This is a genomic window from Streptomyces sp. NPDC090088 (genome assembly GCF_044747345.1).
In the GTDB taxonomy this organism is placed as follows: domain Bacteria; phylum Actinomycetota; class Actinomycetes; order Streptomycetales; family Streptomycetaceae; genus Streptomyces.
The window spans coordinates 587,089-612,077 of sequence record NZ_JBIVDZ010000008.1; the positions used below are offsets into that span (position 1 = coordinate 587,089).

The 24,989-nt window shown below is 72.1% G+C and carries 20 protein-coding genes and 1 pseudogene; 7 read left to right on the forward strand and 14 right to left on the reverse strand.

The window, feature by feature from the left end; all coding sequences use genetic code 11:
- Window positions 1-54 precede the first annotated feature (54 nt).
- The 4 genes from ACIPSJ_RS36510 to ACIPSJ_RS36525 all read right to left on the reverse strand — a co-directional run bounded on the left by ACIPSJ_RS36510 (window position 55) and on the right by ACIPSJ_RS36525 (window position 7,586).
- Entirely contained in the window at window positions 55-2,031 is a 1,977-nt protein-coding gene (locus tag ACIPSJ_RS36510; RefSeq protein WP_401352365.1) for an ATP-dependent DNA helicase, read from the reverse strand.
- Window positions 2,032-2,233: 202 nt separating this feature from the next.
- The gene (locus tag ACIPSJ_RS36515; protein WP_401352368.1) at window positions 2,234-3,115 is read right to left on the reverse strand and encodes a GNAT family N-acetyltransferase; all 882 of its coding nucleotides are present in this window, start codon (window positions 3,113-3,115) and stop codon (window positions 2,234-2,236) included.
- Between the two features lie 189 nt (window positions 3,116-3,304).
- A complete protein-coding gene (locus ACIPSJ_RS36520) occupies window positions 3,305-5,389 on the reverse strand; it encodes an IucA/IucC family protein (RefSeq protein ID WP_401352371.1) in 2,085 nt (694 codons plus the stop codon).
- Window positions 5,390-5,798: 409 nt separating this feature from the next.
- Window positions 5,799-7,586, reverse strand: a complete 1,788-nt coding sequence (locus tag ACIPSJ_RS36525) for a diaminobutyrate--2-oxoglutarate transaminase family protein (RefSeq protein ID WP_401352374.1) — start codon at window positions 7,584-7,586, stop codon at window positions 5,799-5,801.
- 582 nt (window positions 7,587-8,168) lie between these two features.
- On the opposite strand from ACIPSJ_RS36525, the gene ACIPSJ_RS36530 reads away from it, so the two are divergent.
- The 5 genes and pseudogenes from ACIPSJ_RS36530 (at window position 8,169) to ACIPSJ_RS36550 (ending at window position 12,365) form a co-directional block, all read left to right on the forward strand.
- The gene (locus ACIPSJ_RS36530; RefSeq protein WP_401352535.1) at window positions 8,169-8,465 is read left to right on the forward strand and encodes an extracellular solute-binding protein; all 297 of its coding nucleotides are present in this window, start codon (window positions 8,169-8,171) and stop codon (window positions 8,463-8,465) included.
- A pseudogene (locus ACIPSJ_RS36535) lies at window positions 8,459-8,866 on the forward strand (carbohydrate ABC transporter permease); the annotation flags it as partial. The gene ACIPSJ_RS36530 and the pseudogene ACIPSJ_RS36535, both read left to right, overlap by 7 nt.
- Window positions 8,863-9,798: a 5-dehydro-4-deoxyglucarate dehydratase gene (locus ACIPSJ_RS36540; protein WP_401352538.1), complete on the forward strand. Its 936-nt coding sequence runs from the start codon at window positions 8,863-8,865 to the stop codon at window positions 9,796-9,798. The pseudogene ACIPSJ_RS36535 and the gene ACIPSJ_RS36540, both read left to right, overlap by 4 nt.
- A complete protein-coding gene (locus tag ACIPSJ_RS36545) occupies window positions 9,795-11,042 on the forward strand; it encodes a glucarate dehydratase family protein (RefSeq protein WP_401352377.1) in 1,248 nt (415 codons plus the stop codon). Before ACIPSJ_RS36540 ends, ACIPSJ_RS36545 begins: the two co-directional genes overlap by 4 nt.
- Window positions 11,043-11,141: 99 nt before the next feature.
- Window positions 11,142-12,365 carry a hypothetical protein gene (locus tag ACIPSJ_RS36550; protein ID WP_359210709.1) on the forward strand — a complete coding sequence of 408 codons (1,224 nt, stop codon included), beginning with the start codon at window positions 11,142-11,144 and terminating at the stop codon, window positions 12,363-12,365.
- A gap of 141 nt (window positions 12,366-12,506) precedes the next feature.
- Here the strand turns inward: ACIPSJ_RS36550 and hflX are convergent, their stop codons facing one another.
- From hflX to miaA, 6 genes are all read right to left on the reverse strand, one after another.
- Window positions 12,507-14,000, reverse strand: coding sequence for a GTPase HflX (hflX, locus tag ACIPSJ_RS36555; protein WP_359210706.1), 1,494 nt, complete (start codon window positions 13,998-14,000; stop codon window positions 12,507-12,509).
- Window positions 14,001-14,181: 181 nt separating this feature from the next.
- Window positions 14,182-15,711 (reverse strand): M1 family metallopeptidase, encoded by a 1,530-nt coding sequence (locus ACIPSJ_RS36560; RefSeq protein ID WP_401352380.1) that lies wholly within the window; start codon window positions 15,709-15,711, stop codon window positions 14,182-14,184.
- Between the two features lie 69 nt (window positions 15,712-15,780).
- A complete protein-coding gene (locus ACIPSJ_RS36565; protein WP_359210701.1) occupies window positions 15,781-17,910 on the reverse strand; it encodes an HD domain-containing protein in 2,130 nt (709 codons plus the stop codon).
- 286 nt (window positions 17,911-18,196) lie between these two features.
- Entirely contained in the window at window positions 18,197-19,060 is an 864-nt protein-coding gene (gene dapF / locus ACIPSJ_RS36570; protein ID WP_401352383.1) for a diaminopimelate epimerase, read from the reverse strand.
- 122 nt (window positions 19,061-19,182) lie between these two features.
- Window positions 19,183-19,689 carry a hypothetical protein gene (locus tag ACIPSJ_RS36575; protein ID WP_401352541.1) on the reverse strand — a complete coding sequence of 169 codons (507 nt, stop codon included), beginning with the start codon at window positions 19,687-19,689 and terminating at the stop codon, window positions 19,183-19,185.
- A gap of 107 nt (window positions 19,690-19,796) precedes the next feature.
- Window positions 19,797-20,735, reverse strand: a complete 939-nt coding sequence (gene miaA, locus ACIPSJ_RS36580; protein ID WP_359210694.1) for a tRNA (adenosine(37)-N6)-dimethylallyltransferase MiaA — start codon at window positions 20,733-20,735, stop codon at window positions 19,797-19,799.
- A gap of 179 nt (window positions 20,736-20,914) precedes the next feature.
- Here miaA and ACIPSJ_RS36585 point away from each other — a divergent pair, with 179 nt between their 5' ends.
- Together ACIPSJ_RS36585 and ACIPSJ_RS36590 are read left to right on the forward strand one after the other, a co-directional pair.
- The gene (locus ACIPSJ_RS36585) at window positions 20,915-21,217 is read left to right on the forward strand and encodes a hypothetical protein (protein ID WP_401352385.1); all 303 of its coding nucleotides are present in this window, start codon (window positions 20,915-20,917) and stop codon (window positions 21,215-21,217) included.
- Between the two features lie 33 nt (window positions 21,218-21,250).
- A complete protein-coding gene (locus ACIPSJ_RS36590) occupies window positions 21,251-21,538 on the forward strand; it encodes an antitoxin (protein WP_359210688.1) in 288 nt (95 codons plus the stop codon).
- Between the two features lie 96 nt (window positions 21,539-21,634).
- Here ACIPSJ_RS36590 and ACIPSJ_RS36595 read toward each other — a convergent pair whose 3' ends face one another.
- The 4 genes from ACIPSJ_RS36595 to ACIPSJ_RS36610 form a co-directional block, all read right to left on the reverse strand.
- Window positions 21,635-22,342 (reverse strand): class III extradiol dioxygenase subunit B-like domain-containing protein, encoded by a 708-nt coding sequence (locus tag ACIPSJ_RS36595; protein WP_401352388.1) that lies wholly within the window; start codon window positions 22,340-22,342, stop codon window positions 21,635-21,637.
- Window positions 22,343-22,352: 10 nt separating this feature from the next.
- Window positions 22,353-22,643, reverse strand: coding sequence for a hypothetical protein (locus ACIPSJ_RS36600; RefSeq protein WP_401352391.1), 291 nt, complete (start codon window positions 22,641-22,643; stop codon window positions 22,353-22,355).
- A 70-nt stretch (window positions 22,644-22,713) separates the two neighbouring features.
- The gene (gene miaB, locus ACIPSJ_RS36605; protein WP_401352394.1) at window positions 22,714-24,240 is read right to left on the reverse strand and encodes a tRNA (N6-isopentenyl adenosine(37)-C2)-methylthiotransferase MiaB; all 1,527 of its coding nucleotides are present in this window, start codon (window positions 24,238-24,240) and stop codon (window positions 22,714-22,716) included.
- A gap of 100 nt (window positions 24,241-24,340) precedes the next feature.
- Window positions 24,341-24,925: a TetR/AcrR family transcriptional regulator gene (locus tag ACIPSJ_RS36610; protein WP_401352397.1), complete on the reverse strand. Its 585-nt coding sequence runs from the start codon at window positions 24,923-24,925 to the stop codon at window positions 24,341-24,343.
- Window positions 24,926-24,989: the final 64 nt, after the last annotated feature.

Consider the following 24,989-nt stretch of genomic DNA (forward strand, 5'->3'; position numbering starts at 1 on the left):
GCCTGCCGCGGATCGCGGGTTGGCCTGACCGGCGCCGGTCAGGCCAACCCGCGATCACTGCGCCTCCGCCTGCCGGGCCACCGCGTCGATCGCCGCCAGCGACTTCCGGACCTGGTTACGGTCCGTGGTGTACCAGAAGTCGGGCAGTGACGTCTTGAGATACCCGCCGTACCGCGCGGTGGCCAGCCGCTGATCGAGGACCGCGACCACGCCCCGGTCCCCCGACGCTCGGACCAGCCGGCCCGCGCCCTGGGCCATCAGCAGCGCGGCATGGGTGGCGGCGACCGCCATGAAGCCGTTGCCGCCGGCGTCCTCGACCGCCTTCTGCCGGGCGCTCATCAGCGGGTCGTCCGGACGCGGGAACGGGATCTTGTCCATGACGACCAGCTGGCAGCTGGGGCCGGGGACGTCCACGCCCTGCCACAGCGACAGCGTGCCGAACAGACAGGTCTTCGGGTCGGCCGCGAAGTTCTTGATCAGCTCGCCTAGGGTCTCCTCGCCCTGCAGCAGTATCGGGAACTCGGGGATCCGGACCCGCAGTTCCTCGGCGGCCTGCTGGGCGCCCCGCATCGAGGAGAAGAGACCGAGGGTACGGCCGCCCGCGGCCTGGATCAGTTCGGTCAGTTCGTCGAGCATGTCGGCGCGGTCGCCGTCCCGCGCGGGGCGGGACAGGTGCTTGGCGACATAGAGGATGCCCTGCTTCGGGTAGTCGAAGGGGGATCCGACGTCGAGGCCCTTCCACTGCGGGAGGTCCTCGCCCTCCGTGCCCTCCGGGGCGAGGCCCAGGGAGGCGCCGACGCCGTTGAAGTCGCCGCCGAGCTTGAGGGTCGCCGAGGTGAGGACGACCGAGCGGTCCGCGAAGAGCTTCTCCCTGAGCAGGCCCGACACGGACATCGGGGCGACGCGGACGGAGGCGCCGAATCGGTCGTGACGCTCGTACCAGACGACGTCCCACTCGGAGCCGTTCACGATCCGCTCCGCCACGTCGTGCACGGTCTCCACGGAGGCCAGTGCCTGCTTGCGGACCGCGTCCTCGTCCTGGACCGACTTGTCGCGGGTGGTGCCGATCGCGGAGATCACGGTGCGGGCCGCGTCCCGCAGGGCCGCCAGCGCATAGCCGAGATCCTCCGGGATCTCCTCCAGACGGCCCGGCAGGGCCAGCTCCATCAGCCGCTCGAAGCCCTCGGCGGCGGTCTGGAGCTGATCGGCGGCCTTCTCGTCGATCAGCTTGGCGGCCCGTCGGACGGCGCGGTTGACCTGGCCCGGGGTGAGTTCGCCGGTGGCGACGCCGGTGACCCGGGAGACCAGCTCGTGCGCCTCGTCCACGATCAGCACCTCGTGCGGCGGGAGGACCGGGGCACCCTCGATGGCGTCGATGGCGAGCAGGGCGTGGTTCGTGACGACCACCTCGGCGAGCTTCGCGCGCTCGCGGGCCATCTCGGCGAAGCACTCCGCGCCGTAGGCGCACTTGGACGCGCCGAGGCACTCCCGGGAGGAGACCGACACCTGCGCCCAGGCCTTGTCGGAGACACCCGGGGTGAGGTCGTCGCGGTCGCCGCTCTCGGTCTCGTCGGACCAGTCCCGCAGCCGCAGCAGGTCCTGGCCCAGCTTGCTGGTGGGCGCGGCCGCCTCGAACTGGTCGAAGAGGCCCTCCTCCTCGTCCTGCGGGACCCCTTCGTGCAGACGGTGCAGGCACAGATAGTTCGACCTGCCCTTGAGCATCGCGAACTCGGGCCGCCGGCGCAGCAGCGGGTGCAGGGCGTCGACGGTCCGCGGGAGGTCCCGCTCCACGAGCTGTCTCTGCAGGGCCAGGGTCGCCGTCGCCACGACGACCCGCTCCCCGTGGGCGAGCGCGGGCACCAGATAGCCGAGCGACTTTCCGGTGCCGGTGCCGGCCTGGACCAGCAGATGGGATCCGTCGTCGATCGCTCCGGCGACCGATTCGGCCATGGTCACCTGGCCGGGGCGCTCCGTGCCGCCGACAGCTGTGACAGCGGCATGCAGGAGTTCAGGGAGTGAGGGCTTCGTCATAGCGCGACCACCCTACGACCCGGCACTGACAATCGGGCGATCAAGGCGGGGACGAGGGGTGGGATCACGCCGGGGCTCCTGGGCGGACGGGCCAAGGGGAGAAGGGCAGGCCGGAGACGGGACCGGTCCGAATTCTTTCGGACGGCCGGGAACTTGATCGGTCGCCGCTTCGTACTACATGTGTACGCGCAATCACTCAGCGCTACATCAGATGACGTAGGGACCGGTCTCGGATCATGAGCGCGGCCCGTTTGGCAGGCAGGTCGACCTCGGCGGCATAGCGGTAGCCGGCGTTGAGGAAGGCGGCCACGGAGGGGGTGTTGTGAAGATCGGGCTCCGCGACGACGCGCGCGCAGGCCGGGCGACGGTCGAGTACGAGATCGGCCACGGCTCTGAGCAGGGCGGACCCCAGTCCCCGTCGCCGGTCGGCGACATCGCCGATGAGGAGGTGGATCCCGGTGTCGTGCGGGCGGGCCGGATAGTGGCGGGCGAGAGGGTCCAGGTCGGCCCGGTAGATCTCCCAGTAGCTCATGGGAGTGCCGTCGAGCAGGCCCAGACACGGCACGCTGCGGCCGTCTCCCGCGAGTTGGGCGCGCAGATGCTCCTCGGTCTGCGTCAGTGAACCGGCCAGTTGCCAGAACGCGGCCACGGCGGGGTCGTTCATCCAGCGGCTGATGGCCGGCAGGTCGCGTTCGACACGGACCGGCTGGAGCCGGAAGGAGCCGACGGGGGTCTCGATGGGGCCCCAGGTCCCGACCTGGTCGAGCAGATCGACCGTGTCGAGTGCCTCGGACGCGTCGGGTGCGTCGGGTGCGTCGAAGAACACCTCGAAGGGGCCGATGGGGGTGTGGACGCGTGCCTCGGTGGCGGGGGCGGCCGTCCCACCGATGTCGGCGTCGGGTGCCTGTCCGGCGAAGAGGGCGCGGAGTTCGGAGGGAAGGCGGAGGTCCAGGGTGTCCTCGCAGTCCCGGACGTCCTCGGCGGGTCCAGGGTGGCCGGAACAGCCGGGATGGCCGGGATGGACAGGGTGCACGGGGTGAACCGGGACGGGGCCTGCGTCGGCGCTCGCGTCGGTGGGAGGCACGGTGCGCTCCTCTCAGGAGACGAGGTGGGTCATGTTCCTCGGTCGGTGGATGACGGGCGGTGCGGGAAAGGCGGTGCGAGAGAGGTGGTACGAGAAAGGCAGTGGGGTGTGCGGCCGGTGGTGAGTGGGTCGGTGGCAGGTAGGGCGGTGGCGAGTGGGGCGGTCCCGGCGTCGGTGGGATCGGGAGGGTCAGGAGTGGAGGGGGTTGGTGATGGTGACGTAGACGGACTGGGTGTCGACCGGGCCGACGACTTCGTCGAGGCCGTGCAGCCGGGTCAGCAGGTTGGCCTTGCAGCGCAGGACGGGTGAGTCGAGCAGGCGGCCGGGCAGGGAGCTGTGCAGCCCGGCGGGACCGGAGGCCGCGTCGGTGAGGAACCGGCGGAACGCGGCGAGCAGCAGGTGTTCGTCGGCGAGACGTTGGGAGCCGAACGCGCCGATCAGCCCGAGCACGTTGTTGATGGCGAGGTAGTAGGCGAAGCGTTCGTCGGTGACCTCGTCGGAGACGAAGGTGTCGCTGTGCTCGCCGATGCCGGGCAGCCGGGCGTCCAGGTCTGCCCGCCGTGACTCGCGGAAGTAGTAGCCCTGGTTGTCGCGGTAGCGGCCGCCGGCGGGCCAGCCGTCGGCGTCCAGCAGGAGCAGGGTGTTCTGCTGGTGGGCCTCCAGGGCGATGCCGGCCTCGCCGTCGAGCCAGAGCACCGGGCGGACGACCTGCTCCAGGTAGCGCAGGAACCACTCGGCACCGACGGCGCCGATGGGTCGGCCGGTGCGTTCGGCCAGCCTGGCGAGCAGCGTGGCGAGCCGTGACCGGTTCGGGCGGGGCCTGTCGGGCGCCGTCGGGGCGTCGAGGGGACGGGGGGTGACCAGCGCGGCGACGCAGGACACGTCGTCGGCCGGGGTGAACGGGTTGTGCCGGATCACCACGTCGAGCCCGGGCACGGGGCGGCCGTCCTGGCCGTCGACGGCCAGCCAGGCGGGGTCTCGGACGATGTCGAAGCCTGGGTGGGCGGCCTGCCAGTGCTTGCCGAGACCGGTGCGGAGCAGGCGGTGCACCTCGACGCCCCGGTGGAGTTCCTTGCGGAGGTTCTCCCGGCGGGAGTTGGTGATGCGCAGGCCCAGCGACAGTTTGAGCATGGCGGGGGCGCCGGTGCGGTGGACGGTTCGTACGGAGGAGGTGGGATGCCAGGGGGCGCCGAGCGGGCCCAGGTCCCGGAGGAGCCCGGCGTCGAGCAGAGCGGCGGTCTCTTCACGGTGGCGGATCTCACGGGCCTGCCAGGGGTGCAGGGGCAGGGCGGCGGCGTAGCCGTCGGGAAGGGGCAGCGGCAGGGCCGTGCCGACCAGGCGTTCCACGAGGTCCGGCGCGGGGACGGGGCGGCCGCGCTCGGTCCAGGCCGAGTCGGTGGCGAGAAGGGAGGAGGCGACAGCCATCCAGTGCAGACGGAACGAGCCGCGCAGCTCCGGTGAGTAGAGGCGGGCTTCGGAGTCGGTGAGTCCCTCGCGGCTCTTCGGGGTCGGGTGCAGCGGGTGTCCGAGGAGGAGCGCCTGCTCGGCGGCGAGGAAGCGGTCGGGACCGTCGGCGGGATGGGCGCGCCGGTCCGCGACGAAGGTGACCGTACGGCGTAGGGAGTCGGCGACCCGGGCCACGAGATCGCCGTCGTCCGGGGTGGCTCGGGCGGCCGGCAGGCCATCGGTGGGGGTGGCCGGGGCGACGGGGGCGGGGGCGTGCTCGGCGACGCCGGGGACGCCGTCGGTGGGACCGGGGTTGGCGTCGGCTCCGGCGCCTCCGGACCCGCCTCCAGCGCCAGCTCCGGCTCTGGTTCCGGCTGCGGCTCCAGTTCCGGCTCCGGCTCCGGCTCCGGCTCCGGCCGCCGTCTCGCGGGTGAGGAGGGCGGCGAGGGTGACCGCGTCGACCGGTGGCGCGGTGTGGGGGGCGTTGGTCAGGCGGGGTGGGCCGAAGCGGTGCCAACCGGTCGGGGACCAGTGGCGGACCGGGGTGAGCAGGCCCGCGCCGCTGGCGGGCAGCGGGATGCGGAGGGTGCCGGTGTCGGGCGCGGGGAGGTTCGTCTCGCGTACCCAGCAGCGGAGCAGGTTCTCCACGGCGGCGGCCTGGGCGGCGGTGTGGGCATCGGGGTGTTCCAGCAGGTCCCCGGTGTCGTCGCGGGGGCTCTCGGGCGAGGAGGTACGGCCGCGTTGCTGGGGAACCGACTCGGCGAGCGGAACGGGACGTCCCTGTGGGCCTTGGTCTCCGTGGTCGTCCGGGGTGGGGGTGGCGTTCAAGGGGGTTCCTCGGGGCTCGGGCGGTGCGGGTTCGTCCTCGTGCCGGGCGAACGGGGCTGATCGGGAGGTGAGAGGTGAGTGGAGTGCTGTCGGTCCGGAGGAGTTGGAGGGAGGGATGCGGAGGAAGGGGGTCGGGGGCGGGTCGGCCGGTTCGCCCGGGTGGGAGCGGGTGGGGGGGGTTGGTTGGGTGGGGCTGGGTGGGTTGGAGGCGGGCCGACCGCGCACCGGTCTGCTCCCGGTGTTCCGGTGGCGGGGGCCGGTGCGTTCCAGACGGCCCGCCGGGCTGGTTCCCTCCCAGCCCTGCTCCGGGCGACCGGTCCGCCTCGGGCACGTCACCCGCCTCGGTCGGCCGGGCCTTCCCGGATGCGTCGGATGCGTCCGGCCCGTCGGCCCGTTCCGGATCCCTCGGCTACCCAGCCGGCTCCTCGCGGCCGTCCGGGCGTCGGCGTCGGACGCCGTGGGCGGCCGGGTCGCGGGCCACTGCCGCGATGGCGTCGGCGAGGCGGTCCAGTACGGCGGTCGCCTGTTCGTCGGTGATGGTCAGCGGCGGCAGGAGTCGTACGACACCGGCGTGGCGGCCGCCGAGTTCGACGATCAGACCCCGTTCCAGACAGGCGCGCTGCACGGCGGAGGCCAGTTCGGGGGCGGCGGGGTGCGGCCCGGATCTGGCCGCACCGTCCGACCAGGCGGCGTTCGCCTCGGCACCCGGCCTCACCGCCGAACCGACCGCACCACCCCGGCCACCACCACGCACCACCTCACCCGCCGCCTCCGCCGAACCGACCGCACCACCCCGGCCGCCACCACGCACCGCCTCACCCGCCGTCTCCGCCGAACCGGCCCCACCACCCCGGCCGCCACCACGCACCGCCTCACCCGCCGTCTCCGCCGAACCGGCCCCACCACCCCGCCAGCCCCCGCACACTCCGTCACCCGCCGTCTCCGCAAAACCGGCCGCAGAATCGCCCAGTCCCAGTCCCAGTCCCAGTCCCAGTCCCGGCGCCGGGGCCGAAGCCGGGGCCGGGGCCGCCCGCTGCCCTGGACGGGCGTCTCCCTCGGGATCCACCAACTCCACGCCGATCATCAGTCCTCGGCCCCGCACATCCCCTACGCAGGCGAACTCGGACTGGAGGGTGCGGAGTTGGGTGAGCATGTGGGAGCCGAGGAGGCGCGCGCGGTCGGCGAGGGCGTTTTCGCGGACGTGGGCGAGGGTGGCGGTGCCGGCGGCCATGGCGAGTTGGTTGCCGCGGAAGGTGCCGGCGTGAGCGCCGGGTTCCCAGACGTCGAGGTCGTCGCGGTAGACGACGACGGCGAGGGGGAGGCTGCCGCCGATGGCCTTGGAGAGGACCATCACGTCGGGGGTGACTCCGCTGTGTTCGACGGCCCAGAACGCGCCGGTACGGCCCACCCCGGTCTGGACCTCGTCGGCGATGAGGGGGATGGACCGGTCGGCGGTGAGCCGGCGCATCCGGCGGAGCCAGTCGTCGGGGGCGGGGATGACCCCGCCTTCGCCCTGGACGGGTTCGAGGATCATCCCGGCGGGCAGCGGGACGCCGGACTTGGGGTCGTCGAGGACGGACTCGGTCCAGCGGGCGGCGAGTTCGGCGCCGCGCGGGCCGCCGACGCCGAACGGGCAGCGGTAGTCCTGGGGGTAGGGCAGCCGGGCGACGCGGACGTCGCCGGCTCCGCCGGAGGCGGCCAGGGCGCCGGTGGTCATCCCGTGGTAGGCGCCGGTGAAGGCGAGGATGCCGGTGCGGCCGGTCGCGGCGCGGACGAGTTTGAAGGCGGCCTCGACGGCGTCGGTGCCGGCGGGCCCGCAGAACTGGACGCGGGCGCGGTCGGCGAGGCCGGGAGGCAGCGTGCGGAACAGTTCGGTGATGAAGGCGTCCTTGACGGGGGTCGCCAGGTCGAGGACGGAGAGCGGGGCGCCGGAGTCGAGGACCTTGCGGATGGCCTCCAGCACGACGGGGTGGTTGTGGCCGAGGGCGAGGGTGCCGGCGCCGGAGAGGCAGTCCAGGTAGCGGCGGCCGTCGGCGCCCTCGATGGTCAGGCCGCGGGCGCGCACCGGCACGATGGGGAGGGCGCGCGCGTAGGTGCGGGCGCGCGATTCGCGGGCGGACTGGCGTCTCAGGATCCCCTCGTGCGCTGTGTGCGCTCCCCCGGACGTCTCCCCGGTCACCGACTCCGTCACGGCCACGGCTCGCTGTCCTCCCCGCTGTCCAGAGGCGAGTTGATCGGCGGGCACCGGGCACAGGCAGCGGGCACCCCACCGCTACCAACCCCGGACCGGCCGACGGGTTACGGGTCACCTCAAGATCCTTGCCCCCGGCGGGCCGGGCACCGTGTGCGGAAGGGAGCGAAGCCGGCGGCGACCCGGCGAACAGCGCCTCTCTCTCCGCACACAACGAACAGCGGCCGCCTCCCCACGCGGCGAACTGTCGCGCCCCCTCGCCCCGTTCGGCTCACCGAACGCGACGCGACCTCCCCTGAAATCTTTTCAGCCATGTCTTGACATACGAATGAAACGATTCGTAGCTTGGCCCATCATTTAGGTTCGTGAAGAGAGTTCACGGATATGAACTCGGAGGTGTTCATGGGCGTACGCCGACGACGTCGCCGCCCGGCAGCCGCCCTCGCCGCAGTGGGACTCGCCTTCAGAACGCTGGAGGTGTGGACCCGGAGCAACCCGGACCCCGCCGCCACCTACGAACGCATCTTCGCCGCCTTCACCAAGAAGACCGGTATCAAGATCGACTATCAGCCGGTCATCACGGCGCTGATGGGCAGTTACCAGGCGCAGGGCCTGCTCAAGACCGTCGGACTGGACGGCCGGCACTACGGCATCCCCTACTCCCGTCAGGCCCAGACCCCGATGATCCGCAAGGACCGGCTCAAGAAGCTGGGCCTGAAGGCGCCCACGACCTGGGACGAGATGCTCAGCGTCGCCAAGGCCTTCGCCGACCGCGACCCGGACGGGGGCGGCAAGAAGGACACGTACGGCATCGTCGTCCCGGGCAGCGCGCAGAACGGGTACGTCTCCCGGTGGGCCTCCAGCTTCCTGTGGCAGGGGGCGTGATCCTGCCGCTCGGCGCCTGGGGCTTCTCGGTGATGCTGCTGACCGAGTTCATGAAGGACATACCGGCCGAGATCGAGGAGGCGGCGCGGCTCGACGGCGTCGGCGAGTTCCGGATGCTGTGGCAGGTGATCCTGCCGCTGTGCAAGCCGGCGCTGGGCGTGGCCGGTGTCCTCGGGTTCGTCATGATCTGGGACCAGTACCTGCTCCCGCTGATCGCCTCGAAGGACCCCACCGACTACACGGTCACCGTCGCCCTCTCCATCCTGCGCACGGACCCCGAGGTCGGCTCCGGGGCGGTGCCGGCGGGCGCGGTCATCGCGCTGGTGCCCAGCCTGATCGTCTATCCGCTCCTCCAGCGCTCGCTGGTCACCGGCATCGCGGCCGGGGCCACCAAGGGCTGACAACCCCCACGTCTGAGAGAGACATGAAGTTCCAAGGAGTGCTGTTCTTCCCGGTCACCCCGTTCGCGGCCGACGGCTCGCTGGACGAGGACCGGCTCGCCCTGCACATCGAGTCCGGGGTGGCGGCCGGGGCCGGGGGCGTGTTCGTGGCCTGCGGCACCGGTGAGTTCCACGCGCTGACCGCCGAGGAGATCGAGCGGGCCACCCGGGTCGCCGTCGGCGTCACCGCCGGCCGGGTGCCGGTGCTGGCGGCGGCGGGCGGTCCCGTCCCGGCCGCCCGCGACCAGGCCGCCCGGATCGGGAGAGCGGGCGCCGACGGGATCCTGCTGCTGCCGCCGTACCTGGTGAGCGCACCGCAGCAGGGCCTGGTGCGGTACGTCGAGGAGGTCACCGATGCCACCGACCTGCCGGTCGTCTTCTACCAGCGCGGCACGGCCCGGCTGACCGAGGGCACGGCGGCCGCCATCGCCTCCCTGCCGCGGGTCGTCGGCCTCAAGGACGGCATCGGCGACATCGAGCTGATGCACCGCGTCGTCCGGGCGGTCCGGGCCGTCCCCGGCGGTGACCGGTTCGCCTTCTTCAACGGCCTGCCGACCGCCGAGATGACCGCGCCCGCCTACCGGGGCGTCGGCGTCGGCCTGTACTCCTCGGCGGTGTTCGCCTTCGCCCCGGAGATCGCCCTCGCCTTCCACCGGGCACTCGAAGAGGGCGACGAGACGGTCGTACAGACGCTGCTCGACACGTTCTACGCTCCGCTCGTCCGGCTCCGTGACGAGGTGCCGGGGTATGCCGTGTCCCTGGTGAAGGCCGGGGTGAGGATCCGCGGCCTGGACGTGGGCGGGGTGCGGGCGCCGCTGCTCGACCCCACGCCGGAGCATGTCGCCCGGCTCGCCGAACTCATCGATCACGGTCTGGAGGCCGTCACCGCATGAACACGAGAATCCGTGGGCTGATCATCACCCCGATCGCCTTCCGCGACCCGCCGCTGCTCAACTCCAACGGCGTGCACGAACCTCTCGCCCTGCGGATCGTGCTCCAGCTCGTCCTGGAGGACGGCACGGTCGGCCTCGGCGAGTCGCCGGGCGGGGCAGCACGCCTGGAACGCCTGGAGGCCGCGGCCGAGGTGGTCGTCGGCATGGACGTCTTCGACACCACGGCCCTCACGGCGGCGATCGACGCGGTGCTGCTGCCGACCGTGCCGAGCTCGCACGAGCGCGGCTGGACCACGAGCGCGGTGGAGGTCGCCTGTCTCGACGCGCAGGGCAGGCTGCTCGGCCGCCCGGTCAGCGACCTGCTCGGCGGCGCGGTCCGGGACGCGGTGCCGTTCGCCGCGTACCTCTTCTACAAGTGGGCGGAGCACCCCGCCCTGGACGGCCGCCCGGCGGTCGGCGACGACTGGGGGGCGGCGCTGGACCCGGCCGGGGTCGTCGCGCAGGCGCGGCTGATGCAGGAGCGGTACGGGTTCCGGTCGTTCAAGCTGAAGGGGGGCGTGTTCCCGCCGGACGAGGAGATCGCGGCGATACGGGCGCTGGCGGAGGCGTTCCCCGGGCAGCCGCTGCGGCTCGATCCCAATGTGGCCTGGTCGGTGGAGACTTCGGGGTACGTGGCGCGTGAGCTCGCCGACGTCCTCGAATACCTGGAGGACCCGACCGCGACCATCGAGGGCATGGCGGCCGTGGCGAAGGAATCGCCGCTTCCGCTCGCGACCAACATGTGCGTGATCGCCTGGGAGCAGCTGAGGCCCGCGATCGAGCAGAACGCGATCCAGGTGCTGCTGACCGACCACCACTACTGGGGCGGACTGCGTCGCACCCGTGAACTCGCCGCCGTCTGCGAGGCGTTCGGGCTCGCCCTGTCCATGCACTCCAACTCGCATCTGGGCATCAGCCTCGCGGCCATGACCCATGTCGCCGCGGCCATCCCGAACCTGGACCACTCCTGTGACACGCACTACCCGTGGAACAGCGCCGACGACGTGATCCGGCCCGGGGTACTGGAGTTCACGGACGGTGCCGTCCGGGTCCCCACCGGACCCGGGCTCGGCGTCGAACTCGATCACGAGGCGCTGGACCGGCTGCACCGGCTGTACCTGGAGTCGGGTGTACGCACCCGCGACGACACCGGCTACATGCGGCGCGTGGATCCCAGCTACGAACTGCGGTTGCCCCGCTGGTGAGTCCCGTAGCGAAACCGTTGCCCTTCCAGGGGAAGACCCCCACAGCGAGCGCATAGTGTGTGGCGCTGAAGTTCCTTACCAACAGGGGGAGTCACCACCATGCGATCCATCCGGCCGTCGTCCGCCCCGCGCCGGCGAAGGGGCGCGCCCCGCGCCCTGGCGGCCGTCGCCCTCGCCTCCGCGCTGGCGCTGACCGCCACCGCCTGCAACGGCTCCGGAGACGACAACGCGGGTGGCCCGGCGTCCGCGTCCGCCACGGCCGACACCGGCGACGGCAAGATCAAGATCCCGGACGACATCAAGAACAAGCTCAAAGAGCACGGGATCGACATCGACAAGTGGAAGAACGGCGCCTGGAAGAACTGGGACAAGGACGACTGGCTGCGCGAGGCCAACGACTTCATCAACCCCATCATCAAGGGGCTGTGGGACCCGAACCGGATGCGGGACGCCAACGACCCGGACAAGGACAAGGGTGTCGACGACAACGACATCTCCGGTGACCAGGGCGTGACGGACCCGACGCCGGAGCCGGTCCAGGCGAAGGCGGTCCGGCCGACGTACCACGGCAGCGCGGCCACCTCCGGGAAGGTGTTCTTCGACTCCCCCGAAGGCACGATGGTCTGCTCGGCGACGGTCGTCGAGGACCCCGCGCACCCGGGCAAGTCCAACCTGGTGTGGACGGCGGGGCACTGTGTGCACGCCGGCAAGAAGGGCGGCTGGTACCGGAACATCGCGTTCGTGCCGTCGTACAACGACCAGGGGCTGACGGGTGCGGCGCTGGCGAAGGCGACCCGGCCGGAGATCGCGCCGTACGGTGTCTGGTGGGGTGACGGGGCGCAGACCTCGCAGCAGTGGATCGACCAGGGCGGCGAGACGGGCGGCGACGGGGCGTCGTACGACTACGCGGTGATCCATGTGACGCCGGAGCAGGGGAACGGCGGCAAGTCCCTTGAGGAGACCGTCGGTTCGGCGCTGCCGGTGAACTTCGACGCGCCGGCGGTGCCGAAGGTGTCGAGCATCACGGCCACCGGGTATCCGGCGGCCAAGCCGTACGACGGGTCGCTGCTGTACCAGTGCGCGGACAAGCCGGGGCGGCTGTCGGTCGACGCGGCGGCGCCGACGATGTACCGGATCGGGTGCACGATGACCGGTGGGGCGTCCGGTGGTGGCTGGGTGGAGACCGGGGCCGACGGCAAGGCGGCGCTGGTGTCCAACACGTCGATCGGGCCGGTGAGTTCGGGGTGGCTGGCCGGGCCGCGGTTCGGTCCGGTGGCGAAGGGCGTGTACGAGGCGGTCAGTAAGAAGTTCGCCGGGCAGTAGGCGACTGTCGTCTCCCCGTAGGGGTGACTGTGGTTCGGCGGCTGACGGCCGTCGTGGGGTGCTCGCGCAGTTCCCCGCGCCCCTGGGTAAGTGAAGGCCCCGCTCCTCGAAAGGGAGCGGGGCCTTCACTTACGCCAAGCGTCACGCAGTCGGAGTCGGCACGTACGGGGCGAGTTCCGCCGCCAGTTCCTCGTGCACCCGGACCTTGAGGAGGGTGCCCTCGGCGGTGTGTTCCTCGGAGAGGACCTCGCCCTCGTTGTGGGCGCGGGCGACCAGCTTGCCGTGGGTGTAGGGGATCAGGGCCTCGATCTCGACCGACGGGCGGGGCAGCTCGTTGTCGACCAGGGCCAGCAGTTCGTCGATGCCCAGGCCGGTGCGGGCCGAGACCGCGATCGAGCGCTTCTCGTTGCGCAGCAGCCGCTGGAGGACCAGCGGGTCGGCCGCGTCCGCCTTGTTGATCACGACGATCTCGGGTACGCGGGTGGCGCCGACGTCCCTGATCACCTCGCGCACGGCGGCCAGCTGCTCCTCCGGGACCGGGTGCGAGCCGTCGACCACGTGCAGGATCAGGTCGGCGTCGCCGACCTCCTCCATGGTGGAGCGGAAGGCCTCGACCAGGTGGTGGGGCAGATGGCGGACGAAACCGACCGTGTCCGCCAGGGTGTAGAGGCGGCCGCTCGGGGTCTCCGCGCGGCGGACGGTCGGGTCCAGGGTCGCGAACAGGGCGTTCTCGACCAGGACACCGGCGCCCGTGAGGCGGTTGAGCAGGGAGGACTTGCCGGCGTTGGTGTAGCCCGCGATGGCGACGGACGGCACCTTGTTGCGCCGGCGTTCCTGGCGCTTGATCTCGCGGCCGGTCTTCATCTCCGCGATCTCCCGGCGCATCTTCGCCATCTTCTCGCGGATCCGCCGCCGGTCCGTCTCGATCTTGGTCTCACCGGGACCACGGGTGGCGAGGCCGCCGCCCTTGCCGCCGCCCATCTGACGGGACAGCGACTGACCCCAGCCGCGCAGCCTCGGCAGCATGTACTGCATCTGCGCGAGCGAGACCTGCGCCTTGCCCTCCCGGGACTTGGCGTGCTGGGCGAAGATGTCCAGGATCAGGGCGGTCCGGTCGATGACCTTGACCTTGACGACGTCCTCCAGCTGGATCAGCTGGCCCGGGCTCAGCTCACCGTCGCAGATGACGGTGTCGGCGCCCGTTTCGAGGACGACGTCGCGCAGCTCCAGGGCCTTGCCGGAGCCGATGTAGGTGGCCGGGTCGGGCTTGTCGCGGCGCTGGATGACGCCGTCGAGCACGAGCGCGCCCGCGGTCTCGGCGAGGGCGGCCAGCTCCGCGAGGGAGTTGTCCGCGTCCTGCACGGTGCCCGAGGTCCAGACCCCGACGAGCACGACCCGCTCCAGGCGGAGCTGTCGGTACTCGACCTCGGTGACGTCCTCGAGCTCGGTGGAGAGGCCCGCGACACGGCGCAGGGCCGCACGCTCGGAGCGGTCGAACTGGTCGCCGTCCCGCTCTCCGTCGATCTCGTGGCTCCAGGCGACGTCCTCTTCCATCAGGGCATCGGCCCGAAGACCGTCGGGGTAGTCCTGCGCGAGGCGCCTGGTGTCCTGGGAAGGGGAAGAAGAGGAGGTCATTGGGTCCTTTACGTCGATGGGGATGCCGAAACCGGCGCTCAGTGTGTCAACGTACGAGTACCCCGGGAGATTCCCCGCGACCCGTGCCGCGTGCCGCGCCGACCCCATGATGGTCGCACGGCACGCCCCGGCCCGGCACCGTGTTATTCCGAGGGCCGTTGTTCCGGGGGCCGCCCCGGCGTCACTTGCGGGCCTTCTGCTTCGCCGGGGCCGGGACCTGCTTCCAGTCCGGGTGGCCGGGCATCGGCGGGGTCTTCGCGCCGTACAGCCAGGCGTCGAAGAAGCCGGTCAGGTCGCGGTTCGCGATCGCGGAGGCGAGGTGGACGAAGTCGGCGGTGGTCGCCGTGGCGTCCTTGTGCTGCTGGACCCAGATCCGCTCCAGACGCTCGAAGGCGGGCTTGCCGATCTCCTGGCGCAGGGCGTAGAGGGCGAGGGCGGCGCCGTCGTAGATGTTCGGGCGGAAGATGCCGATCTTCTCGCCGGGCTTGGGCGGCTTGGGCAGGCCGGGCGGTCCGCCGGCGGCGCGCCAGCGGTCGGAGGCGCCGTACGCGGCCTTCATGCGGTTGATCATGGGCTGCTTGCCCTTCTCCTCCGCGTACAGCTCCTCGTACCAGGTGGCGTGGCCCTCGTTCAGCCAGACGTCCGACCAGACGCGCGGGCTGACGCTGTCGCCGAACCACTGGTGGGACAGCTCGTGCACCATGATCGACTCGAGGTACCACTTGGGGTACGCGGGCTCGGTGAACAGGCCCTTCTCGAAGAGGGAGAGGGTCTGGGTCTCCAGCTCGAAGCCGGTGGACGCCTGTGCCATGAGCACGCCGTACGTCTCGAACGGGTACGTCCCGACCTTGCTCTCCAGCCAGGCGATCTGGTCCGGGGTCTTGGCCAGCCAGGGTTCGAGCTTCTTGGCGTCGGCGCTGGGCACGACGTCCCGGACGGGCAGGCCGTGCGGTCCCTTGCGGTGCAGTACGGCGGAGCGGCCGATGGAGACCTGGGCGAGCTCGGTGGCCATGGGGTGCTGGGTGCGGTAGGTCCAGGTGGTGTCGGCGCCGACCCGGGCGGACCCGGTGGGCAGTCCGTTGGCGACGACCGTGTAGCCGTTCGGAGCGGTGATATGGAAGGTGAACATCGCCTTGTCGGACGGGTGGTCGTTGCACGGGAAGACCAGGTGGGCGGCGTCGGCCTGGTTGGCCATGGCGAGGCCGTCCGTGGTGCGCACCCAGCCGCCGTCCTGGTCCTTGGCGGACACCGGGTCGCTGGTGTGCCGCACCGTGATCCGGGTCCAGCTGCCCCGCCCCAGCGGCCGGTCGGGCGTGACGACCAGGTCCTCGCCGGCGCTGTCGAAGGCGGCGGGCCGGCCGTCGACCTCGACGGACTCCACCTTGCCGTGCGCGAAGTCCAGGTTGAGCCGGTCCAGGGCGGTGGTGGTCCAGGCGTCGATGGTGGTGACGGCCTGCAGCGGCTTGTCGTTGCTGCCGGGATAGGTGAAGGAGAGGTCGTACGACGCCACGTCGTACCCCGGGTTGCCGAGGTAGGGGAAGAGCCGGTCGCCGAGGCCGAGCGGGACCGGCGGGGCGCTCGCGCCGAGCAGGGCGACGGAGACGGCGGAGGCGAGGAGAGCGCCGGCCCGCCGGTGGCGGAGCGGGCCGGTGCCGCGTCCGGACGGGCGGGCGGGGCGCTGTGACGGGCGGGTGCGCAGGGTGAGCGGCATGGACCACCGCTACCAGCGCACCCCGGCCTCACGGCGGCGACATGCGACAAATCCACTCGAACGAGTAAGTCACTGGTGTTGCGCCCGGCCCACGTCGTACACACCGGCCACGTTGCGCATCGCGCGCATCAGGGCGGGCAGGTGGGCCGCGTCCGGGAGTTCGACCGTGTAGGTGTGGCGGACCCGCTGCTGACTGGGCGGTTCCACGGTCGCCGAGACGATCTCGGCGCCCTCCTGGGCCATCGCCTCGGTGAGGTCGGCGAGCAGATGCGGCCGGCCGAACGATTCGGCGACCAGGGTGACCCGGCAGGCGGTGCTGTCGCCCCAGCTCACGGCGGACTCCGGGCGGCCGGTGCCCTTCATGTGCGCCACCGCGGCGCACTCCACGCGGTGCACGGTGACCACTCCCCCGCGCACGGCGAAGCCGGTGACCTCGTCGGGCGGTACGGGCGTGCAGCAGCCGGCCAGCCGTACCGTCGCGTCGGGGCGGTCGACGACCACGGCGCTGGCGGTGCGGGGGGCGGGGGCCAGGGGCTCCGGGACGGGCCGCGTGGGCGCGGCCGCGGGGGCCTGCGGCTCCTCGGCGGCGTCCGGGTGGGTGGCGAGCCAGCGCTGGATGGCGATCCGGGCGGCCGCGGTGTGGGCGTGCTCCAGCCACTCCCGGGAGGGCTCGGAGGCCGGGTCCTGGCCCATCAGGAGCTGGACGGTGTCGCCGTCCCGCAGGACCGTGCTGAGGGTGGCGAGCCGGCCGTTGACGCGGGCGCCGATGCAGGCGTGCGCGTCCTCGCCGTACTGGGCGTAGGCGGCGTCCACGCAGGTGGCGCCCTCGGGCAGGCCGAGGGTGCCGCCGTCCGGGCGGAAGACGGTGATCTCGCGGTCCTGGGCGAGGTCCTCGCGCAGGGTGGACCAGAAGGTGTCGGTGTCGGGCGCGGCCTTCTGCCAGTCGAGGAGCCGGGAGAGCCAGCCGGGGCGGGTGGGGTCGGCGCGCTCGCCGTCGGCCGGGTCCTCGGCGGTCTCCGCCGCGGGGGCGTCGGCGGCCGGGGCGTAGGGGTTGCCTAGGGCGACGACTCCGGCCTCGGCGACCTTGTGCATCTGGTGGGTGCGGACGAGGACTTCGACGACCTGGCCGTCGGCGCGGGCGACCGCCGTGTGCAGCGACTGGTACAGGTTGAACTTCGGTACGGCGATGAAGTCCTTGAACTCCGAGACCACCGGGGTCAGACAGGTGTGCAGTTCGCCGAGGACGGCGTAACAGTCCGCGTCCTCGCCCACCAGCACCAGGAGCCGGCCGAAGTCGGCGCCGCGCAGTTCGCCGCGTTTGCGGCTGACGCGGTGCACGGAGACGAAGTGCCGGGGCCGGATGAGGACCTCGGCGGGGATGTCGGCCTCGCGCAGCACCCCGCGCACCTCGTCGGAGATCTCGGCGAGCGGGTCGTCGGCGCGGGCCGCGTTCTCGGCGATCAGCTCCCGGGTGTGCGCGTACTCCTCGGGGTGCAGGATGGCGAAGACCAGATCCTCCAGCTCGGTCTTCAGGGCCTGCACGCCGAGCCGTTCGGCGAGCGGGATGAGGACGTCACGGGTGACCTTGGCGATGCGTTCCTGTTTCTCGCGGCGCATCACCCCGAGGGTGCGCATGTTGTGCAGCCGGTCGGCGAGCTTGATCGACATCACGCGGACATCGCTGCCGGTGGCGACGAGCATCTTCCGGAAGGTCTCGGGTTCGGCGGCGGCCCCGTAGTCGACCTTCTCGAGTTTCGTCACCCCGTCGACCAGATAACGGACCTCCTCGCCGAACTGTTCCCGAACCTGGTCGAGCGTCACCTCGGTGTCCTCGACGGTGTCGTGGAGCAGGGACGCCGTCAGGGTGGTGGTCTCGGCGCCGAGTTCGGCGAGGATCAGGGTGACCGCGAGGGGATGCGTGATGTACGGCTCGCCGCTCTTGCGCATCTGGCCGCGGTGCGAGGACTCCGCCAGCACGTAGGCGCGGCGCAGCGGTTCGAGGTCGGCGTCGGGGTAGTGGGCGCGGTGCGCCTCGACGACATGACCGATGGCGTCGGGGAGTCTGCCGCGCGCGGCGTTCCCGAGCAGCGCCGCGCGGCCGAGCCGGCGCAGGTCGATCCGGGGGCGGGCCTTCCTGCGGACCGCCGCCGTGGGCACCGCGGGACCGGGCGTCGCAGGGTTCGTGGCCTCCGCACTCATGGGCACACCTCCGGCTCGTGACCGGCGGACGGGGCCCCAGGGCATACGCGGCTCAGGGATTGGCGACGTTCCCCCGTCCGTGCCGGTGCTTGATGCTATCGAGCCCACCGCGCCCGATTGACCGCCTCCCGCCGAGCGTGAAACGGATCACCCAATCGAGCGACGGTTTGGAGGTTTACGATTTTGCGCCACCTGTTCGGGGGGTGGCCGACGTTTCTGGCCATCAAGGCCAACGCGGGCCGTGCATCCGGGTGTTCACAGGCACCCGGACGCAGGGATCACGCGTTCAGCGGGCGGCGTTTTCCAGCCATTCGGCGTCGATCTCGCCCTCGGCCACGATCACCGCGGGACCGGTCATCTCGATCTCGCCGTCGGGGCGCTCCGTGATGACGAGGCGTCCGCCGGGCACGTCCACGGTGTACGTGGCCGGGTCGCCGGTGGCGGCGGGGTCGGCGCCGTCGCGGCGGGCGGTGGCCACGGCGACCGCGCAGGCGCCGGTGCCGCAGGAGCGGGTCTCACCGGAGCCGCGTTCGTGCACGCGCATCGCGACGTGGCGGGGGCCGCGGTCGACGACGAACTCGACGTTGACCCCTTCGGGGTAGGCCGACGAGGGGCTGAAGGGGGGCGCGGTGTAGAGATCGCCGGCGTCGGCGAGGTCCGCGACGAAGGCGACGGCGTGCGGGTTGCCCATGTTCACGTTCCGCGCGGGCCAGGTGCGGTCGCCGACGCTCACGGTGACGTCGCCCTCGGGGAGGCGGGCGCGGCCCATGCCGACGGTGATGTCGCCGGCCTTGTCGATGTGCACGGTCTTGACGCCGCCGCGGGTGGCGACGGTGAGATCGCCTTCCGTGACATGGCCGGCGTGCTGGAGGTAGCGGGCGAAGACGCGGACGCCGTTGCCGCACATCTCGGCGATCGAGCCGTCGCCGTTGCGGTAGTCCATGAACCACTCGGCGGCGGTGGCCATCCCCTTGGCCTCGGGGTGCGCGGCGGACCGTACGACGTGCAGCACGCCGTCGGCGCCGATGCCTGACCGGCGGTCGCACAGGGCGGCTACGGCGGCCGGGGTGAGGTCCAGGGTGTTCTCGGGGTCCGGGACGATCACGAAGTCGTTCTCGGTGCCGTGGCCCTTGAGGAAGGGGATGCTCATTCTTCGAGGGTAATGGAGGGTTGTGTCGTGGTCCGGCTGCGGGCCGGTGGGGGTTGGTCGCGCAGTTCCCCGCGCCCCTGACGGGGCGCTCCAGTGCGGGGCGCTTTCAGCATCCCCGCATTTCAGCGCAGTCTTGCTACGCGCCAGACGGCCAGGACGACCACGATCGCCACCAGGACCACGTAGCCGATCACCACGCGCCAGTCAGGGCGGCGGCCTGCGCCGCGGGCCGGGAAGCCTGGCAGGGTGTAGCCGACCTTCCTGGCCGCCATCATTCCCCAGCCCGCCGCGCAGGAGCAGATCAGCAGGCCCAGCATGGCGATCACCGCGCCGCTGTCGCCGAAGTCGAAGGCGAGGGGGAAGGCGAACATCAGGGAGCCGACCGCGGCGAGGCCCACGATGGGGGCGAGCTGCCACAGGCGCAGCCGGCGCTGCGGGCGGAGTTCGACCTCGACCTCGGGGCCGCTCGCGAACATCTCCTCCGGCTCGGGGCCGTCGGCGGTCACACCGCCGCCCACCGTGTCGTCCGGACCGTCCGAGCTCAGCCTGTCCTCGGCCTCTTCCGCCTCACTGGGCCCGACTGCGACGTGCTCGGTGTCTTGTGCGGTGTCGCGAGGGCCGGCCTCCATCGCCACGCGCCCTCCCAACCTAGGACTCCACTTGCGATCGAAGCTCGATGATGGCACGGCGCCGGAGGCCGCGATGACCGGTGGCGCATCCCGATGCCATGACGTGATCAGGCTGTGACCGGTCGTTCGACCAACGCCAGGGCCAGCCGCGGAAGTTCCTCGCGGTCCGCCGCGGCCCCACTCAACCAGTGCACCCGCGGGTCGCGCCTGAACCATGAATCCTGGCGGCGCGCGAAGCGCTTGGTGGCACGGACGGTCTCGGCCCGCGCTTCCGCTTCCGTGCAGTCTCCGGCGAGCGCCGCCAGGACCTGCTGGTAGCCGAGGGCGCGCGACGCCGTGCGGCCCTCGCGCAGCCCGTGCGCCTCCAGTGCGCGGACCTCGTCGACGAGTCCGGCCTCCCACATCCGGTCGACACGCAGCGCGATGCGCTCGTCGAGCTCGGGGCGCGCCACGTCGACACCGATCTGGAGGGTGTCGTACACCGAGTCGTGGCCGGGGAGGTTGGCGGTGAAGGGCTGGCCGGTGATCTCGATCACTTCGAGGGCACGGACGATACGACGGCCGTTGCTGGGCAGGATGGCCCGGCCGGCCTCGGGGTCGGCGGCGGCCAGCCGCGCGTGCAGCGCGCCGGAGCCGCGCAGCGCGAGTTCTTCCTCCAGGCGGGCCCTGACCTCGGGGTCGGTGCCGGGGAACTCCAGGTTGTCGACGGCGCCGCGGACGTAGAGCCCGGAGCCGCCGACCAGGATCGGCCAGCGGCCCTCGGCGAGCAGGGCGTCGATACGGGCGCGGGCGAGCCGCTGGTACTCGGCGACGGAGGCGGTGACGGACACGTCCCAGATGTCGAGCAGGTGGTGCGGGACACCGGCGCGCTCGCCCGGCGTCAGCTTGGCGGTCCCGATGTCCATCCCCCGGTACAGCTGCATGGAGTCGGCGTTGACGACCTCACCGCCGAGCCGTTGGGCCAGAAAGACACCGAGGTCGGACTTTCCGGCCGCGGTGGGGCCGACGACGGCGATGACACGGGGGGCGGGGGGTGCGCTGCTCACCGCACCAGTCTCGCAAACCTCGGCAGCGGGTCTCGAACGAGTTACGTGACAGTCCGTGTCCGGCTTCGTTGCCCGTTGCGAGGTCCCGCCGCCGCCGAGAGGCGGTGACCGGTTCTGACGCAATCGGACGCACCGGGTGACGCGGGATTTCGCTCGCACGAGTAACGTATGGAGTGGATATGGGCGTTTTTGCACGACTCCTCGGAAGGAAGCCGAAGGCGACGGAGGAGCCCGACGCCGAGACGCCGGTCGGCACCGAGCCGGACGGGTCCGAGGCGGCGAGCACGGCGGAGGAGGCGGCGGCCGAGGCGACAGCGGCGAAGGGGACGGACGAGGGCGACGACGGGAGCGCGGAAGCGGCGGCGGTGGCGACGGAGCCCGAGCCCGCCGCGGTGACCGCCGTCGCGAGCACCGAGATCCCCCGGCAGCAGTCCGCCAAGGAGGCCGCCGACAACGAGGCCGGCGAGGGCGCCCGCACATAACGGCCCGCGAGGGAAGCCATAGGGAAGGTAGCCATGGGTCTTTTGGACAATTTGAAGGCCAAGCTCGCCCCGGCCAAGGACAAGGCCTCTCACCTCGCGCAGCAGCACGAGGACAAGATCGACAAGCTTCAGCACGGCATCGACAAGGCCGCGCGGGTCGTCGACGAGAAGACCAAGGGCAAGTACAGCGACAAGATCCAGACGGGTACGGGCAAGGCCAAGGTCGCCATGGACCGGTTCGTGCATCCGGACGCCATGGGCGGGACCGGGGCCGACCCCACCACCCCGACCCGGCCGGAGGGTCCGCCGTCGGCTTCCTGAGCGGGGCGGACCGCGAAGATCGGCGGACGGCCGAGAGTCACCCGACTCCCGGCCGTCCGCCGTTTCCCCGGTTCGCCGTTTCCCGGAGTGCGGTGCTCAGGACCAGGTCGCCACGAGGTAGCAGACGCCGTACGGGGCGTCGTCGTGGAGCAGTGTGCCGGTGAGGTCCGCGTGCTCGGCTGCGCCGGCGAGGATCTGCCAGGGGGCGCGGCCGTCGGCCTTGAGGTCGTGGGCCAGCGCCGTGTCGAGGTTCTTGATCGCCGTGATGTCGGCCGTGCCGAGCGCCCGGGCGACCTCGGCGTCGAAGGGGGCCGCCCGCTCATCGAGGTAGCCGGGGGCCTTGAGCGTGCGGCAGGCGCTGGCGTCGCCCATCACCAGCAGGGCCACGCGCGCGGCCCGGCCGGCGATCTCCCGGCCGGCCTCGACGCACCGCTCGGTCTCCAGGGGCTCGCCCACCCCCAGTCCCTCGATCGGCGCGTCGGCCCAGCCGGTGCGCTCCAGCAGCCAGGCGCCGACGGCGAGCGAGGTCGGCAGTTCCCGCTCCCCCGCCTCACCGTCGCCCAGGCGTACGCCGACGTCGACGCCGAAACCACGGAAGGAGCCCCGGCTGCCCTGCGGGAACACGCCCCGGCCGGACTGCTCGGCGGGCCCGACCACCACCAGGAGGTCGGGCCGGGCGGCGGCGAGCACCCCGAGCGCGTCGGTGCAGGCGGCACGCGCGCCGTCCAGTTCGGGGGCGGCGCCGGCGGCGACCTCGGGCACGAGGAGCGGCGGGCTGGGGCAGACTGCGGCGGCGACAAGCACGACCGGCAGCCTAGTGCGGGTACCCGCCCTCGGGATCACTGGTCCACGCCAGTTCCGCCAGGCGGTAGAAGACCCGGTGGGTGGACATCATGCCGTCGATGTGCACGTAGTACGCGTCGCCGTCCCCCGTCCGGAACACCTCACGGCGCTGCTGGCGCAGGCCCATGCGGGGACGGTGGGTGCAGGCGATCTCGTAGAGGCTGGCCCGGGCCTGTTCGGGGGTCGCCTCGAAACGGACGACCTCCTCGACCTTGTACTGCTCCCCGTGGCCGAACTGCACGACCACCACCCACCGCGCCATGGTCCGCCGCCCCCTCGTGATCGGCGCCCGTGACGGCGCCCGTGATCGACGCGAGGAGTATGGCGCGCGCTCAGTGCGCCGCACAGCCCCCGGTGGCCGCCGGGAGCGGTTCCGGCACCCCGATCTTCGGCAGGCCCAGCAGCACGCCCGCCGGCTTCGCGGCCTCCGCCGCGTTCCGCTTCTCCCAGGCGTCGCCCGCGCGGGTGTGCCGTACGCCGAGCACCTGGCCCTCGGCGAGGAGGTGGTGCGGGGCGGCGTAGGTGATCTCCACGGTGACGACGTCGCCGGGGCGGACCTCCTGCTCCGGCTTGGTGAAGTGGACGAGCCGGTTGTCGGGGGCGCGGCCGGACAGCCGGTGCGTGGCGCCGTCCTTGCGGCCCTCGCCCTCGGCGACCATCAGCTCCAGGGTGCGGCCGACCTGCTTCTTGTTCTCCTCCCAGGAGATCTCCTCCTGGAGGGCGACGAGACGCTCGTAGCGCGCCTGGACGACCTCCTTGGGGATCTGGCCCTCCATGGTCGCGGCGGGGGTGCCGGGGCGCTTGGAGTACTGGAAGGTGAAGGCCTGGGTGAAGCGGGCCTCGCGCACGGCGTGCATCGTCTGCTCGAAGTCGGCCTCGGTCTCGCCGGGGAAGCCCACGATGATGTCGGTGGTGATGGCCGCGTGCGGGATGGCGGCGCGGACCTTCTCGATGATCCCGAGGTAGCGCTCCTGCCGGTAGGAGCGGCGCATGGCCTTGAGCACCGTGTCCGAGCCGGACTGGAGCGGCATGTGCAGCTGGGGCATCACGTTCGGGGTCTCGGCCATGGCCGCGATCACGTCGTCGGTGAAGTCGCGGGGGTGCGGGGAGGTGAACCGCACCCGCTCCAGTCCCTCGATGTTCCCGCACGCCCGCAGCAGCTTGCTGAAGGCCTCGCGGTCGCCGATGTCGGAGCCGTACGCGTTGACGTTCTGCCCGAGCAGGGTGATCTCGGAGACGCCCTCGCCGACCAGGGCCTCGATCTCGGCGAGGATGTCGCCGGTGCGGCGGTCCTTCTCCTTGCCGCGCAAGGCCGGGACGATGCAGAAGGTGCAGGTGTTGTTGCAGCCGACGGAGATCGAGACCCAGGCGGCGTAGGCGCTCTCGCGGCGGGTGGGCAGCGTGGAGGGGAACGCCTCCAGCGACTCGGCGATCTCGACCTGGGCCTCTTCCTGGACCCGGGCGCGCTCCAGCAGGACCGGCAGCTTGCCGATGTTGTGCGTACCGAAGACGACGTCGACCCAGGGGGCCTTCTTGACGATCGTGTCCTGGTCCTTCTGCGCCAGGCAGCCGCCGACCGCGATCTGCATCCCCGGCCGGGAGGCCTTCCTGGGCGCGAGCCGGCCCAGGTTGCCGTACAGCCGGTTGTCGGCGTTCTCCCGGACCGCGCACGTGTTGAAGACGACGACGTCCGCGTCGCCGTCCGAGCCCTCGGGCGCGCGCACGTACCCGGCCTCCTCCAGCAGCCCGGACAATCGCTCGGAGTCGTGGACGTTCATCTGGCACCCGTAGGTACGGACTTCGTAGGTCTTGGGTGCCGCTACGTCCACTGCGGGGCTCCGGTCGCTGCTGATGGTCATGGGTCAAGGGTAGGCGCTCCGCCGGGACCCCTGTCCCCCACTGCGGCGGAGCCCTCCTTGCCCGCGTACCGCAGGGGAAGCCCGGCTGGGCGGGCAGCCGCTAGCCGGGCCGGCCGAGGCCGAGGGCCGCGTGGACGGCGGTGTGGACCTGGGCGGTGACGGTCTCCGGGGTGGAGGTGTCGAGCTTGCCGTCGAGGTGGAGGAAGGCCAGGCCGTGGACCAGGGCCCAGACGGCCGTGGGCAGTCCGTCGTGGGCGCCGCCGGGGAAGGCGTCGCGGACGAGGGCGTCGACGTAGGCGGTGAGCGCGGCGGTCGCCTCGGCGCGTTCGGGGCTGTCCGGGTCGCAGGGCTCCGCGAACATGGCCCGGAACAGCGCCGGGTGGTCGAGGGCGAACCGGACGTAGGCCACGGCGACGGCGACCAGGTCGTCGGGGGCCGCGGGCGCGGGATGCGCCGCCGTGAGGCAGCCGGCGAGTTCGCGGTAGCCCTCGGCGGCCACGGCGGACACGAGCGCGTCCCGGTCGGCGTAGTGGCGGTAGGGGGCCGTGGGCGAGACCCCGGCCCGGCGGGCCACCGCCCGCAGCGACAGCGCGCCGCTGCCGTCCTCCTCCAGCAGTTCGCGGGCCGCGCGCAGGCAGGCGGCCCGGAGATCGCCGTGATGGTACGAGTCACTCGCCGGTGGCATGGGTCACCCTCACGCATGTTTACAGTGCTGACATCGGTCGCCTAATGTGAGCGCCGTACACATT

Bases quoted from the DNA above. Each gene is read 5' to 3' on its own strand.
- ACIPSJ_RS36510 (WP_401352365.1), bottom strand. From the start codon at position 2,031: ATGACGAAGCCCTCACTCCCTGAACTCCTGCATGCCGCTGTCACAGCT.
- ACIPSJ_RS36530 (WP_401352535.1), top strand. From the start codon at position 8,169: ATGGGCAGTTACCAGGCGCAGGGCCTGCTCAAGACCGTCGGACTGGAC.
- ACIPSJ_RS36545 (WP_401352377.1), top strand. From the start codon at position 9,795: ATGAACACGAGAATCCGTGGGCTGATCATCACCCCGATCGCCTTCCGC.
- ACIPSJ_RS36550 (WP_359210709.1), top strand. From the start codon at position 11,142: ATGCGATCCATCCGGCCGTCGTCCGCCCCGCGCCGGCGAAGGGGCGCG.
- hflX (WP_359210706.1), bottom strand. From the start codon at position 14,000: ATGACCTCCTCTTCTTCCCCTTCCCAGGACACCAGGCGCCTCGCGCAG.
- ACIPSJ_RS36560 (WP_401352380.1), bottom strand. From the start codon at position 15,711: ATGCCGCTCACCCTGCGCACCCGCCCGTCACAGCGCCCCGCCCGCCCG.
- ACIPSJ_RS36565 (WP_359210701.1), bottom strand. From the start codon at position 17,910: ATGAGTGCGGAGGCCACGAACCCTGCGACGCCCGGTCCCGCGGTGCCC.
- dapF (WP_401352383.1), bottom strand. From the start codon at position 19,060: ATGAGCATCCCCTTCCTCAAGGGCCACGGCACCGAGAACGACTTCGTG.
- ACIPSJ_RS36575 (WP_401352541.1), bottom strand. From the start codon at position 19,689: ATGGAGGCCGGCCCTCGCGACACCGCACAAGACACCGAGCACGTCGCA.
- ACIPSJ_RS36585 (WP_401352385.1), top strand. From the start codon at position 20,915: ATGGGCGTTTTTGCACGACTCCTCGGAAGGAAGCCGAAGGCGACGGAG.
- ACIPSJ_RS36590 (WP_359210688.1), top strand. From the start codon at position 21,251: ATGGGTCTTTTGGACAATTTGAAGGCCAAGCTCGCCCCGGCCAAGGAC.
- ACIPSJ_RS36600 (WP_401352391.1), bottom strand. From the start codon at position 22,643: ATGGCGCGGTGGGTGGTGGTCGTGCAGTTCGGCCACGGGGAGCAGTAC.
- miaB (WP_401352394.1), bottom strand. From the start codon at position 24,240: ATGACCATCAGCAGCGACCGGAGCCCCGCAGTGGACGTAGCGGCACCC.
- ACIPSJ_RS36610 (WP_401352397.1), bottom strand. From the start codon at position 24,925: ATGCCACCGGCGAGTGACTCGTACCATCACGGCGATCTCCGGGCCGCC.